The 12,002-nt window shown below is 68.8% G+C and carries 12 protein-coding genes and 1 pseudogene; 9 read left to right on the forward strand and 4 right to left on the reverse strand.

Annotated features, from left to right (window positions below):
* Window positions 1–329: 329 nt before the first annotated feature.
* Together AB0C46_RS30805 and AB0C46_RS30810 are read left to right on the forward strand one after the other, a co-directional pair.
* Window positions 330–1,487 carry an acyl-CoA dehydrogenase family protein gene (locus AB0C46_RS30805; RefSeq protein WP_362831834.1) on the forward strand — a complete coding sequence of 386 codons (1,158 nt, stop codon included), beginning with the start codon at window positions 330–332 and terminating at the stop codon, window positions 1,485–1,487.
* 20 nt (window positions 1,488–1,507) lie between these two features.
* Window positions 1,508–2,431, forward strand: a complete 924-nt coding sequence (locus AB0C46_RS30810; RefSeq protein WP_362831836.1) for an acyl-CoA thioesterase II — start codon at window positions 1,508–1,510, stop codon at window positions 2,429–2,431.
* Between the two features lie 92 nt (window positions 2,432–2,523).
* On the opposite strand, the gene AB0C46_RS30815 is transcribed toward AB0C46_RS30810, so the two are convergent.
* Window positions 2,524–3,078 (reverse strand): flavoprotein, encoded by a 555-nt coding sequence (locus tag AB0C46_RS30815; RefSeq protein WP_362831838.1) that lies wholly within the window; start codon window positions 3,076–3,078, stop codon window positions 2,524–2,526.
* A 117-nt stretch (window positions 3,079–3,195) separates the two neighbouring features.
* Here AB0C46_RS30815 and AB0C46_RS30820 point away from each other — a divergent pair, with 117 nt between their 5' ends.
* The 5 genes and pseudogenes from AB0C46_RS30820 (at window position 3,196) to AB0C46_RS30840 (ending at window position 6,358) form a co-directional block, all read left to right on the forward strand.
* Window positions 3,196–3,582: a helix-turn-helix transcriptional regulator gene (locus tag AB0C46_RS30820; protein ID WP_362831839.1), complete on the forward strand. Its 387-nt coding sequence runs from the start codon at window positions 3,196–3,198 to the stop codon at window positions 3,580–3,582.
* A 368-nt stretch (window positions 3,583–3,950) separates the two neighbouring features.
* A pseudogene (locus AB0C46_RS30825) lies at window positions 3,951–4,097 on the forward strand (protein-L-isoaspartate(D-aspartate) O-methyltransferase); the annotation flags it as partial.
* 244 nt (window positions 4,098–4,341) lie between these two features.
* The gene (locus AB0C46_RS30830; protein WP_362831840.1) at window positions 4,342–4,683 is read left to right on the forward strand and encodes a hypothetical protein; all 342 of its coding nucleotides are present in this window, start codon (window positions 4,342–4,344) and stop codon (window positions 4,681–4,683) included.
* Window positions 4,684–4,688: 5 nt separating this feature from the next.
* Window positions 4,689–6,029: a hypothetical protein gene (locus AB0C46_RS30835; protein ID WP_362831842.1), complete on the forward strand. Its 1,341-nt coding sequence runs from the start codon at window positions 4,689–4,691 to the stop codon at window positions 6,027–6,029.
* On the forward strand, window positions 6,026–6,358 hold the full coding sequence (locus tag AB0C46_RS30840; RefSeq protein ID WP_362831844.1) for a hypothetical protein: 333 nt from the start codon (window positions 6,026–6,028) through the stop codon (window positions 6,356–6,358). Before AB0C46_RS30835 ends, AB0C46_RS30840 begins: the two co-directional genes overlap by 4 nt.
* Before the next feature lie 46 nt (window positions 6,359–6,404).
* Here the strand turns inward: AB0C46_RS30840 and AB0C46_RS30845 are convergent, their stop codons facing one another.
* Window positions 6,405–6,956, reverse strand: coding sequence for a S1 RNA-binding domain-containing protein (locus AB0C46_RS30845; protein ID WP_362831846.1), 552 nt, complete (start codon window positions 6,954–6,956; stop codon window positions 6,405–6,407).
* A 181-nt stretch (window positions 6,957–7,137) separates the two neighbouring features.
* Between AB0C46_RS30845 and AB0C46_RS30850 the strand changes: the two genes are divergently transcribed.
* Complete coding sequence (locus tag AB0C46_RS30850; RefSeq protein WP_362831847.1) at window positions 7,138–7,647, forward strand: hypothetical protein; 510 nt, start codon at window positions 7,138–7,140, stop codon at window positions 7,645–7,647.
* Between the two features lie 4 nt (window positions 7,648–7,651).
* On the opposite strand, the gene AB0C46_RS30855 is transcribed toward AB0C46_RS30850, so the two are convergent.
* Window positions 7,652–8,461, reverse strand: a complete 810-nt coding sequence (locus AB0C46_RS30855; RefSeq protein WP_362831849.1) for a phosphatase — start codon at window positions 8,459–8,461, stop codon at window positions 7,652–7,654.
* Between the two features lie 216 nt (window positions 8,462–8,677).
* On the opposite strand from AB0C46_RS30855, the gene speB reads away from it, so the two are divergent.
* Window positions 8,678–9,664 (forward strand): agmatinase, encoded by a 987-nt coding sequence (gene speB, locus AB0C46_RS30860; protein ID WP_362831850.1) that lies wholly within the window; start codon window positions 8,678–8,680, stop codon window positions 9,662–9,664.
* A gap of 147 nt (window positions 9,665–9,811) precedes the next feature.
* Here the strand turns inward: speB and AB0C46_RS30865 are convergent, their stop codons facing one another.
* Window positions 9,812–11,992 (reverse strand): SUKH-4 family immunity protein, encoded by a 2,181-nt coding sequence (locus AB0C46_RS30865; protein WP_362831851.1) that lies wholly within the window; start codon window positions 11,990–11,992, stop codon window positions 9,812–9,814.
* Between the last annotated feature and the right edge of the window lie 10 nt (window positions 11,993–12,002).

Below are 12,002 nucleotides of genomic sequence, written 5' to 3' on the forward strand. Positions count from 1 at the left end.
TCGGCGTCCGTCAGTTTCGGGGGTCGCCCGATCCGGCGACAAGGGGCCACGTGGTCGTCGATGAACACGTACAGTGCCGCCAGAAGGGCGTCCAGACTGGTAGTCACACACGAGTCAACGGGCGCCCTTCGCCATGGTCGCGGCCAGCACAAACATCGGACTCATTCATCTAGGGGTGGGCCCTCCGTGTCGGGCGCCTAGGTGCAGACCCTCCGCCCGCACGGATTTTCGTTGACCTCTGGACAGCTTAGGTAACTGGCCGGTAGCTTTCGCTGAGCAAGCGCTTAGCCATGCGCTTGGACCGGCGACCTGGAGGAGGCGACGTAGCAATGCGCCGTACGGTGTTCAACGAGGATCACGAGGCGTTTCGCGAGACCATACGCGCCTTCATCGAGGCCGAGGTCGTCCCGGTCCACGACGAGTGGCTCGCCGCCGGCCAGGCCCCGCGCGACTTCTACTACAAGCTCGGTGAGCTGGGTGTCTTCGGTATCCGGGTCCCCGAGGAGTACGGCGGCGCCGGCATCGACTCGCACAAGTTCGAGGCCGTGATGTACGAGGAGACCTCCCGCGCGGGCGTCTCCTTCGGCGGCTCCGGCGTGCACGTGCTGCTGGGTCTGCCGTACATCCAGATGCTCGCCACCGACGAGCAGAAGAAGCGCTTCCTGCCGAAGTTCGTCAGCGGCGAGGAGATGTGGGCGCTCGCGATGACCGAGCCGGGCACCGGCTCCGACCTCGCCGGCATGAAGTCCACCGCGAAGCTGTCGGACGACGGCACGCACTACGTCCTCAACGGCGCCAAGACCTTCATCACCGGCGGTGTGCACGCCGACCGCGTGATCGTCTGCGCCCGCACCGCAGCGCCCCGCGAGGACGACCGCCGCTTCGGCATCTCGCTCTTCGCCGTGGACGCCAAGTCCGCGGGTTACTCCGTCGGCCGCAAGCTGGACAAGCTCGGCCTGAAGATCTCCGACACCGCCGAGCTGGCGTTCGTCGACGTCAAGGTCCCGGTCGAGGACCTGCTGGGCGAGGAGAACAAGGGCTTCGCCTACCTGGGCCTGAACCTCGCCTCCGAGCGCTGGGGCATCGCCTTCGGCGCCTACGCCCAGGCCAAGGCCGCCGTCCGGTTCGCCAAGGAGTACGTGCAGGAGCGCACGATCTTCGGCAAGACCGTCTCCACCTTCCAGAACACCAAGTTCGAACTGGCCGCCTGCCAGGCCGAGGTGGACGCCGCCGAGGCCGTCGCCGACCGCGCGCTCGAAGCCCTGGACGCCGGCGAGCTGACCCCGGCCGAGGCCGCCTCCGCCAAGCTGTTCTGCACCGAGGTCGCGCACCGCGTGATCGACCGCTGCCTCCAGCTGCACGGCGGCTACGGCTTCATGAACGAGTACCCCATCGCCCGCCTGTACGCCGACAACCGCGTCAACCGCATCTACGGCGGCACCAGCGAGGTCATGAAGTCCATCATCGCCAAGTCCATGGGCCTCTAGGCCGTAAGGGCCCCGCGCACGTGAACGACGCACTCCGGTCCCTGCTCGACCTGCTCGCACTGGAGCGGATCGAGCAGGACATCTTCCGGGGCGAGAGCCGCGCCTCGGTCGTGCCCCGGGTCTTCGGCGGCCAGGTCGCCGCCCAGGCCCTGGTCGCGGCCGGGCGCACGGTCCCCGCCGACCGTTCCCCAAGCTCTCAGCTCCGCAGGGGAGACCCCGTCCCACACTCCCTGCACGCGTACTTCCTGCGCCCGGGGGACCCCGGCGCACCCATCGTCTACACCGTCGACCGGATCCGCGACGGCCGCTCCTTCACCACCCGCCGGGTCGTCGCCGTCCAGCACGGCCAGCCGATCTTCCACCTCTCCGCCTCCTTCCAGGCGGCCGAGGACGGGCTGGAACACCAGGAGCCGATGCCACCGGCGCCGGACCCGCTGGAACTGCCCACCGCCGCCGAGATGCTGCCCCGCCACGCCGAACGGTTCCTCGCCCCCGGCGTCGCCGAGCGGCTGCTGGAGTCCCGCGCCGCGATCGACCTGCGGTACGTGGACGAGCCGCCCTACGCCACCGTCGGCGAGGCCCGCGACCCCAGGTCCCAGGTCTGGTTCCGCACCCAGGGCAAACTCGACGACGACTGTGGGATCCCCCGCCCCCTGCTGGACATCTGCCTGGTCACCTACGTCTCGGACATGACCCTGCTGGACTCGGTCCTGCTCGCGCACGGCCGGGGCGGCTGGGCGGTCGGCGATGTGGTCGGCGCGAGCCTGGACCACGCGATGTGGTTCCACCGCCCGCTGCGCGCCGACGAGTGGCTCCTGTACGACCAGGAATCCCCCACCGCCCAGGGCGGCCGGGGCCTTGGCAAGGGCCGCATCTTCACGGCGGACGGGCAGTTGGCGGTGTCGGTGATCCAGGAGGGGGTTATCCGGGTGCCGCGGGATTAGGCGGTGGGTCGGCGCCGGGGCATTGCGTGGTTCGCCCTCGGGTGCCCCTTGCCCGAGGCCCCCTGACCCCCGTCGCCGCGACCTGGTTCCCGCTACCGTTCCGGCGTGACGCGGACGATCCGCATCGCTTCAGCCATCGCCAGTTGCCACGGATAGCCCTCTGGCCGCCCCTTGCCCGGCTCGTTGGGTTCGAAGCCGCCGGGCCCGTACAACACCGACACGCCCGCGCCGCGCAGTGTCGCCACTGACCGGTCGAACTGCGGATGCTGCACATATGCGGTGTTCACGCAGGGCATCGCGACCGTGGGAATGCCCTTGCCGATGCCCTCGGCAACCACCCCGACCACAAAGTGGTGCGTCAATCCGAGCGCCCAGGCGTTGAGGGAATGGAAGGTGACCGGTGCGAACACGATGACGTCGGCCGGCGGCCACACATCAGGGTCGGCCGGTTGCTTGTACTCGGACCGCACCGGGTGCCCCGTCAGCTCTTCCAGCAGCGGCACCTCGCCGTCGAGCCAACGGGCCGCCGTAGGCGTCAGGCCGATGCACACGTCACATCCCATTGTGCGTGCGCTGCCCGCCACTTCGGCGACCTGCTGGACGGGCGGGGCTGCGGAACCGAACAGGTAAAGCACGGGACGATTCATCACGCCATCCCACCACAGCCTTCTGCCGTGAACCCCGTGTATCAGGAGCGGAGAGAGTTCACCGGTCTTCCCCGCGCAGGTACCGTTCCGCATGGCTGCGAGGGACGGGAGAGCGGTATGCCTTCACTGCACGATGACCACACGGGCGCACGCATCGCGCACACGCGCAAGGTCCGACGCCTGACCCAACGCGAGCTGGCCGACCTTGCACACGTCTCGTACAGCACGTTGACCAAAGTGGAGCAAGGAGTCCTGCCCGCAAGCCCTTCGGTGCTCGGGGCGTTGGCCCGTTCCCTTTCGGTGCCGGTGACGGAACTGACAGGCCAGCCCTACCTTGAAGAACTCCGCCAGGACCAGCTGGACGGCCTGATCAACCCCCTTCGCAGGCGCTCAACATCTACGACCTCAACTTCATTTTCTTGGCGCGCAGTTGAGTGCGGCGCTGCGGGACGTGCATCGCGTCACGGAGAGCCGAGGTGCGTGACTGAGCCGGTCACTGAATGAAGGAGAGGTGCACGGGATGCGCATGCAGATCATCACCGCTGCCGATGGCGGGCAGCAGGGCAGCAGGGCAGCAGGGCGGCGGAGAAGACGGCGGGGACGGGCACCCTGGACAGCCCTGGACGCCGCCTCAGCCGCCGCCCCCGGACGGTGACATGCCGCCCGGCGACGGGACGCACCGCAAGTGAGGTTCCACTCTCAGCAGGGGCACCGCGCCGGTGACGAGCTGGCGCGGTCCCTCCTCGAAGCGGGAGCCCTGGCGCCCGATACGGGCGGAGACGTTCAGGGCCGATCCGCGACGCTGTTCCTGCCCGGTGACGAGCGGGACGTTCGTGTACGCGGCCCGCTCCCGCCCTGCGGGGTCGTTGCTCCCGCGTCGCCTGTGGGACGAAGTGGAGGCGGCTCACCGATGGTGGGCCGACCGGGGCGAGCCGGACCACACCCGGTTCGGTCTCACCGTCACCGCGGAGAGGCAGCGGGCGTGGCTGGATGACCCGGCCGACTCCTGGGCCGTGTGACGGACGGAACCGGGCCCGTCCGTGTGCTGTCCTCCGTGGCGGGGTGGACGGGGCCTCTGCATGCCGAAGCGAGGACGCTCGCCGTCCACGTGTCGTCCACAGTCCGGTGGAAACGCCGCATTCACGGCGCCTTCATGTATCCCGAACAGCCATAGTCATGCGCCCTCTTGGGCAGCCGTCCGCCACCATCTACCGCGGCACACTGCCGGATCATGACAAGATGATCTTTTACGCTTGGAGGGTCATGAACGGGGGATCTGGCGGCTTCTCTGCGGATGCCGCCTCCATCGACGGCAGCTCCAACCTGCTCATCGAGCTTTCCGGGCTGCTGAACGCGGGGCGCATGGACGGGGAAAACGCGACTCAGTGCCGCGTCCCGCGCTCGCATCCAGACGTGGCGCAGGCTGTGGAGGAGTTCGCGCGCTACACACAGGACCAGTACGCAGACATGGTCACTCTGGTGTCCGCGCTGTCCACGAAGTTGCACGCTACGGGGAATGCCCTCGTGCATGCCGACGCGGACGCTCAGCGAGGAATGGACGAGATCCTCAGCAAGGGCCGCTACGTAGCCCCCGAGGACCGGTGAGTGCTGTGGCCTATCGATCCGATGTGGATTTTCTGGAGCTGTGCAACCCTCCGCTCATCGAGCAGACAGGCGACGAGTACCGGAGGCTGCACTCCCTGCTCGACTCGTGCGAGGACGACTTCCGCAAGGCCGGCCGTCTCGACTGGCAGGGCGAGGGACGCGAGCAGTACACCGCTCGTCTGAAGGAAGCCATGGCTCTGGGCGAGCACCTCTCTGCCGCCTTCCGGCGGGTTCGCAATGCGCTCTACGCCTATGCGAAGGCTGTGGCCCGTGCCAAGCACCACTTCGAAGAAGGGCAATCGACGGAGTCGCGCTTGGCCGAAGTCATCTCACGTGAAGGCATTCCGATCACTTCCACCGCACAGGCAGCCGAACCCATGCGGCAATGGGAGGACTTGCGGGCAACTACGGGGTTCTGGGACTGGGCTGCAGAGTTCTTCGCCGACCCGGACGAGATTCGCGAGGAGGCAGAGCGCTACTACAACGCAACCAGCGATCACTATGCCGATGCCCTGCGCGTCGAGGGCGAGGCACGCAAGGACTGCCTGGCCGAGATCCGTGTCGCCTTTCACTCCTTGCCGGACTTCCGTGGCGGCGACTTCGTCGACGCCACGCAACTCCAAGGTGGTGTCGACGCTTTGCGCCGTGAGACGAAGGATGCGGCACATGACCCGCTTGCCCAATTGTTCGGTACAGGCGCCAAGACGGACTCCATTCCCAAGGTCGGTCCAGACGTGGCGATCTCACCTGCGCTGTTGCGCATCAAGTTGAAGACGGCCGGTCTTGCGGCGGACGGTAACTACCACTGGCTGCCCAGCGACTCCGACGATGAGCGACGGGAGTACATCTCCACCAACAAGCATCTGCTGCGCAACGCAGCCCGTGACTCGGGGTTGCCTCCGGAGATGGTCGCCGGCATCGCCTGGAAGGAGGTGGAAGGTGACCCGAGCTGGACCGATGATGCTTTCCCCTGGGCACGTCGTCACCTGCCCTTCACCGGGGACCAGGACATGACCTCGCTGGGCCCGATGTCCATCCAGGTCCGGCGAGCAGCAGAGGTCCTCGGATACGACCCGGAGAATCTCAGCGACCAACAGCGCGACGAGGTCACCGGTGCGCTCAAGGATCCGGCCCAGAACGTCTACATCGCCTCGGAGTATTTGGCGCAGCTCAAGGCCGAGAGCGGCTTTGCCGACGTCGCGCCCGAAAAGATGACCCGCGAGCAGATGCAGGAGCTTGCCGCCCGCTATAACGGCGGTCCCTACTATCAGAGTGAAGGGGCACAACGGTACGGTCGTCAATTCGACGAACATGTTGGCCAAGCGAAAGAAGCACTAGGAAAGTGACGACGCCCACCCGCCCTCGAAGCCCACGTGGCGGGCTGCGCATCGGCACAGTTTTGGGGGCTTTCCTGCTGCCCGCGATCGAGGCGCCGCTGGCCTTCGTCACACTGGTCCAGCTCATGCCCCGCGGCGACGACGCTGTCGAATTCGATGCAGCTCAGGAGTTCGCGCTCCTCAGTAACCTCGGCATCGGCTGGGCCATCCTCTGCCTCGCCCTCACCCTTCCCTTCGTCAAAACGAGAAGGCTGCGGCCCTGGTGGTATGTGCCGCCCCTCGCCATGCTCCTGGCGCTGGCGGTGCGGCTGCTCTTCTTCCCGCCTTACGGCAGTTGACCGTTTGCGCCCTTTCTCCATGCGCCGGTTGGCGGGCGGGCAGGTCCTAGGCGGCGCCTTCTGCTGACAGGAGAACTCGGGTCCGTTCAAGGTCGATGGCGATTATTCGCACCGATATGTCCTGGTTCTCGCGGACAATTTTCGAAAGGTCCGCGGCCGGCCCGGTGAGCGGAACGAGCCCCTCCACGCAGTCGGCGATGCGCACGAAGAATCCGATCGGCGCGATCTTCGTGACACGTCCGGTGACAACCTGACCGACGCGCTCCACGAACCGAGGGAGCAGATCCTCGTGCTCGGCCCACTCGCGGAGCACGATGCCCACCTGGTGATGGTGCGCTGCGTGCCAGACCACCTCGCCGGTGACGAGCTGTCCCACGGTCGGCAGTTCCCTACACCTAGGCATCCTGTCGACTCTGGCGAGGCCAACGGCTTCAGAGCGACCGTCAATGGAGAGGAAGGCGCCGAAGGGCTGTCTACCGGTGACCTCACCGGTGATCGGGGTGCCGACAGGCAGAGAGCGAACCGTCTCAGTCCAGGCCGCGGCGGCACCGGCTGCTTGGCACCTGCCGTTTTCGGAAGGCCAGGAGTACTCGCTCATGCGCTGAATCATGGCGCGCGACAGCTGCTCCTGGGCGTTCCGAGGTGCTGGTCACTGATCGGCCGGACGGCTCCTGGGGGGAACCGGTAGGAGAGGACGATGTCGCCCTCACCCGCGCGGCGGAGCTGGATCGCCGGCCGGTGTGATGCCCGCCTGTGGACGGTTCGGCCACGCTGCATCCGTGAACACAACCGAGACCGAGTTCCCTGTCCCAGCCTGGGCCAACCGCGTGGCCCATGCCATCCCGCTCGTCGCGCTTCCCGTGTGCGTCTGGCGCCTGCCGGTCATCGGCCACGGCATGGGCGGCGAGCCGATGTCGCCCACCGTGGGCCACATCGCGTACGTCGTCGCGCTCAGTGTCGTCTCCGAGCTCGCCGCACTCCTCAGCTTCGGCCTGGTACGCGGCTGGGGTGAGCGGGTCCCCGCCTGGGTCCCCCGACTCCGCGGCAAACGCATCCCGCCCGCCGCCGTGCTCGTCCCCGCCACGGCCGGAGGCCTCGTCCTCACCGCGATCCTCGGCGTCTGGCTGTACAACGCGCTCACCTTCGGGCCGGAAGCCTGGCCGTACGCCCCCGGCTGGAACGTCCTGGCCATGACGGTCAGCGGTCTGATGACCGTCTGGGGCCCGCTGGTCCTCATCCTCGCGTACGCCTACCACCGCCGCCGTGTCTCCGTCGTCAGGAGCGGCTGATCGGTCAGGCCGGACCCTCAGCCAGCCCCGCCGCATCCAGCAGATAAGCGGTCAGCGGGTCGTAATGGCGCGGGCTGAGGACGTGGTCGTCGAGGGGGATGGTCACCTGGAGGGTGCCCTCGGACTCGGCCAGGAAGAGGGCCGGGTCGTTGCAGTCCGCGAAGCCGACCGCGTCGATGCCGCGCTGGCCCGCGCAGCCTGCCCAGCCGTGGTCGGCCATCACCAGGTCGGGCAGTGGCTGACCCGCCCGCTCCAGGCCGTCCAGGACGGCGGCCATCGGCTCGGGGGAGTGGGTGTGCCAGAGCGTTGCGCCGCGCTCCAGCATCGCCACGTCGCCGAACTGGAAGACCATGCCGTCATCCGCGTGCAGCCCGTCCGGGATGACGACGATCTCGCAGCCCTGGGCCCGCAGGGCCTCGGCCGTCGCCCGGTGCACATCGAGCAGCCCGCCCGGGTGGCCGGTCGCGAACAGCACCCGGTGCTGCCCGGCGGCCGCCTTGCGCAGCACCGCGGCCGCCCGGTCCAGCGCGTCGACCGTCAGCTCCGGGTCGATGGTGTCCTGCCCCTGCCGGTGGTGCGGGTCGTCGATGACCCCGCAGCGCTCCGCCATCACGGCCAGCACATCCTGCTCGTCCACCCACCGGTCGCCGAATTCCAGGCCGAACCAGTAGTGGCGGTCGCCGTTGGCGAGCCTGCGGTAGTGGGAGAGGTTGTTCTCGCGGGGGGTGGCGACCTCACCGGCGATCCGGGTCCGTACGAGATGATCGACGAGTTCGGCGCGCGAGGGGGCGGTGGCTGCGGAGGCTATCGGCATAGCGCCCATTGTGCCCGTACACCTGTTCCGGGGCGGGGGAGTTCCGCAGCGCGGACACCGGGGTGCGGATTCCGGAGCGGCGGCACCGCGCTGCGGACACCCTCTCCTGCCTGGTCACCGCCCTTGTGAGCCCCTGGCCAAATCGTCGAACGTGCCCGGACCCGGGTGCGCAAATGTCCATGGGCCCGCCGCCCGGCGCTCCCTAATCTCAGCCTCATGACCACCGCAGCCAGCGCATCCCACGAGCCTGTGGGCCCCGTCGACTCCTCCCGCGTCCCGCGCTATGCCGGGCCCGCGACGTTCGCCCGCCTGCCCCGCCTCGACGAGGTCGGCGGCCGGGCCGATGTGGCCGTCGTCGGTGTCCCCTTCGACACCGGCGTCTCCTACCGCCCAGGGGCCCGCTTCGGCGGCAACGCCATCCGTGAGGCGTCCCGGCTGCTGCGTCCGTACAACCCGGCCCAGGACGCGTCCCCGTTCGCGCTCGCGCAGGTCGCCGACGCCGGTGACATCGCCGCGAACCCGTTCAACATCAACGAGGCCGTGGAGACGGTCGAGGCCGCGGCCGACGATCTGCTCGCCGGCGGCGCCCGCATGATGACCCTCGGTGGCGACCACACCATCGCCCTGCCCCTCCTGCGCTCCGTCGCCAAGAAGCACGGCCCGGTCGCGCTGCTGCACTTCGACGCCCACCTGGACACCTGGGACACCTACTTCGGCGCCGAATACACCCACGGCACCCCGTTCCGCCGCGCCGTCGAGGAAGGCATCCTCGACACCTCCGCGCTCTCCCACGTCGGCACCCGCGGTCCCCTCTACGGCAAGAAGGACCTCGACGACGACGAGAAGATGGGCTTCGGCATCGTCACCTCGGCGGATGTCATGCGCCGCGGCGTCGACGAGGTCGCCGACCAGCTCCGTCAGCGCATCGGTGACCGTCCGCTGTACATCTCCATCGACATCGATGTGCTGGACCCGGCGCACGCGCCCGGCACCGGCACCCCCGAGGCCGGCGGCCTCACCTCCCGTGAGCTGCTGGAGATCCTGCGCGGGCTGTCCTCCTGCAACCTGGTCTCGGCGGACGTCGTGGAGGTCGCTCCGGCGTACGACCATGCGGAGATCACCTGCGTGGCCGCGTCGCACACCGCCTACGAGCTGACGACGATCATGTCGCGGCAGATCGCCGCGGGGCGGCAGGGGGAGTAGCACTCCCGCCGGGCCTCGCGGTCCACCGCGGCCCCCACTGACGACGCCGGCCCGCCACGGAGCACCGTGGCGGGCCGGCGTCGTCTCAACGGAGCTGGTCATTGGCCGCAGTTTCCGGATGGGCCGTTGCCCGCGGGGGCCCGCACGCTAGACACGGTCCGAGAAGTCGGCGTCGCCGAAGACCCGTTGCCAGCAGTCCGATGCGAAGGCCTCGGCGTCGACGGTGGAAAGCCACTCCTGGATGTCCGGTTCCAGGTTGTCCACGGACCAGTCCGAGGCAAACCACCAGTAGTAGAGGCGGACCATGAGCACGAAGTTCCGCAGACTGGTGGCGGCCAGCGCGTCGGTGAGGCCCGAGGCGCCGTCCTGAAGGACCCTTCCGCTGCTGCCGTCCAGGAGCAGCCGTGCCCCCTGCCATTCGCCGAGGCAGTAGCAGGAGCCCACCATGTCTTCCGGGCTTTCCAGGGAGCGGGAGTCCCAGTCCGTCTCTTCCAGGTGCTCGGTGGACAGGTCCAGGGTCGACAGTTCGAGGAACTTGCCCCGTAGGAAAGGGATTCCGGTCTCCGTCAGGAAAGCGCGCGTCTCCGCATGTGTGATGCCGTCGGGGAGGGCGGTGGCGGGTACGCGCCGGACCGTGCCGGCCGGCCACACCGAGGCGTACCAGGCCGCGGTCGGCCGCAGCGCTTCCGGCGGGAAGGGGGCCGTACCGGGTTGCGTCGTCGTACGGATCATGTTCTTCAGCACGCCCGCTGCCCGGTGCGCGGATTCCTCAGGGGCGATGTCGATGACGAAGACGCTGTCCTCGGACGCCATCACCGCACGGTTTCCGTGCCGTGCCGCGCGGCGTACGAAGCGCGGCATACGAGGGATGTCCACCGCTCCTTCCGCCGCGCCGGCCGGTCGCCAGCCCGAGAGTCCCTGGTCCGCCAGGACCTGTCCCGCGACGCCGACCGCCTCCTGGGGTGGCGGCAGCCGGTCACCCCGTTCCATGCTCCAGGCCTGGAGGTTGCCCTGAGGGTCCCACGCGGCAGCGATCTCTCCGGCGGGTGTCTCGGACACCTGGAGCCGGCGCACATGGGGGCGACGCACGAGGTGCCGGGTTGTCAGGGTGCCGGGCGCCGTTCCGTCCGCCCAGACGGTGCGCCAGGGCACCTGTGAGTGCGGTGCCGCCTCCCACAGCTCGGCGGCGGCATCGCGACCACCCCTGCCGTCAGTTCCTTCGCCTCCCTGCACCATCAGGAAGTGGTGGAGCAGCGCGATCCATTCGCCGGGGGAACTCGACAAGGCGCCCCGCTCGGCCAGGAAACGCAGTCGGGAAGCCGGGCTGTCCAGCGGAACCGGGCGATGAAAATACACGGACTCGAAAGCCTCGAAGAGCGCCCGGTGATCCACCTGCGCCAGCAGACGCATATCGCCGAGCAAGGAATCGAACCGGCCGGCGGCGGCCGCGTGGCCGGGCAGCGCCGTGCGCGCGTAATTCCGTACGCTGTCGCGGATTTCGGCTGCATCGCTGAGCGCGTCATAGAGGCGCTCGTGCATGGTGCGGGCGGTCTCCGTCGAAAGGGCCTCGCGATATTCCGCGGCAACCGATTCGTGCCGGAGGGAGACGCGCATGCCGAGTGCGTCATCGTCGTAGGTCTTGTACCAGGTTCCTGTCGAGTCCTCGGCCGCGACGAGTTCCCGTAGCTGCCGCTCCGTATGCGGCTCTCCGGTCGCCGAGCACAGCAGGGACCACACGGGCAGCGGGACGTCCCGTGCCTCGGCCAGAGCGAGGGCGCGGGCTGCTCCGGAGGCCGGGCGCTCGCCGGCCGACGGGGCGTCCGTCGTCCTGGCGAGGGTGAGGTGACGGCCGGCGTGCGCGGCGACCGCGGCCGGTGCGTCATGGACCTCGACCAGCAGCCGGAGCGCCACCCCCGGCTTCGGACCGCGCTTCAGCAGATCGACCAACTGCGCCACCACACGCTGCGGTTCGACCGACGTACGCAGCCGGCCCGCCTCGTGCGTATTCGCCAGCACCACCACGTGATTCCGCGAGATGTGCCGGACCACTTCCGCGAACCCGGTGTCGTAGCGATGCGGTTGAGCGGCGCCGCACCGCTCCGCCAGCTCCTGTGCGATCTCCTCCACCGAGCGTCCGGCGCAGTCCACGAACACGCTGTCCGCCGTGCGCCCGGCGACCGTGCGCAGCAGCTCGGTCTTCCCTGAGCCGGGCTCTCCGCCGATCCACAGCCAAGCCGTGCGTTCGCGCGGTTTGTCGATCCACAACAGGCTTCTCCGCAAGGCGACATCCGGGGAAACGGCTTGCGGTTCGGGTGCTGGGTTGGTCATGGCAGTCATC

It is taken from the genome of Streptomyces sp. NPDC048637, from assembly GCF_040650675.1.
In the GTDB taxonomy this organism is placed as follows: domain Bacteria; phylum Actinomycetota; class Actinomycetes; order Streptomycetales; family Streptomycetaceae; genus Streptomyces.

Bases quoted from the DNA above. Each gene is read 5' to 3' on its own strand.
- AB0C46_RS30805 (WP_362831834.1), top strand. From the start codon at position 330: ATGCGCCGTACGGTGTTCAACGAGGATCACGAGGCGTTTCGCGAGACC.
- AB0C46_RS30815 (WP_362831838.1), bottom strand. From the start codon at position 3,078: ATGAATCGTCCCGTGCTTTACCTGTTCGGTTCCGCAGCCCCGCCCGTC.
- AB0C46_RS30820 (WP_362831839.1), top strand. From the start codon at position 3,196: ATGCCTTCACTGCACGATGACCACACGGGCGCACGCATCGCGCACACG.
- AB0C46_RS30830 (WP_362831840.1), top strand. From the start codon at position 4,342: ATGAACGGGGGATCTGGCGGCTTCTCTGCGGATGCCGCCTCCATCGAC.
- AB0C46_RS30845 (WP_362831846.1), bottom strand. From the start codon at position 6,956: ATGAGCGAGTACTCCTGGCCTTCCGAAAACGGCAGGTGCCAAGCAGCC.
- AB0C46_RS30855 (WP_362831849.1), bottom strand. From the start codon at position 8,461: ATGCCGATAGCCTCCGCAGCCACCGCCCCCTCGCGCGCCGAACTCGTC.
- speB (WP_362831850.1), top strand. From the start codon at position 8,678: ATGACCACCGCAGCCAGCGCATCCCACGAGCCTGTGGGCCCCGTCGAC.
- AB0C46_RS30865 (WP_362831851.1), bottom strand. From the start codon at position 11,992: ATGACCAACCCAGCACCCGAACCGCAAGCCGTTTCCCCGGATGTCGCC.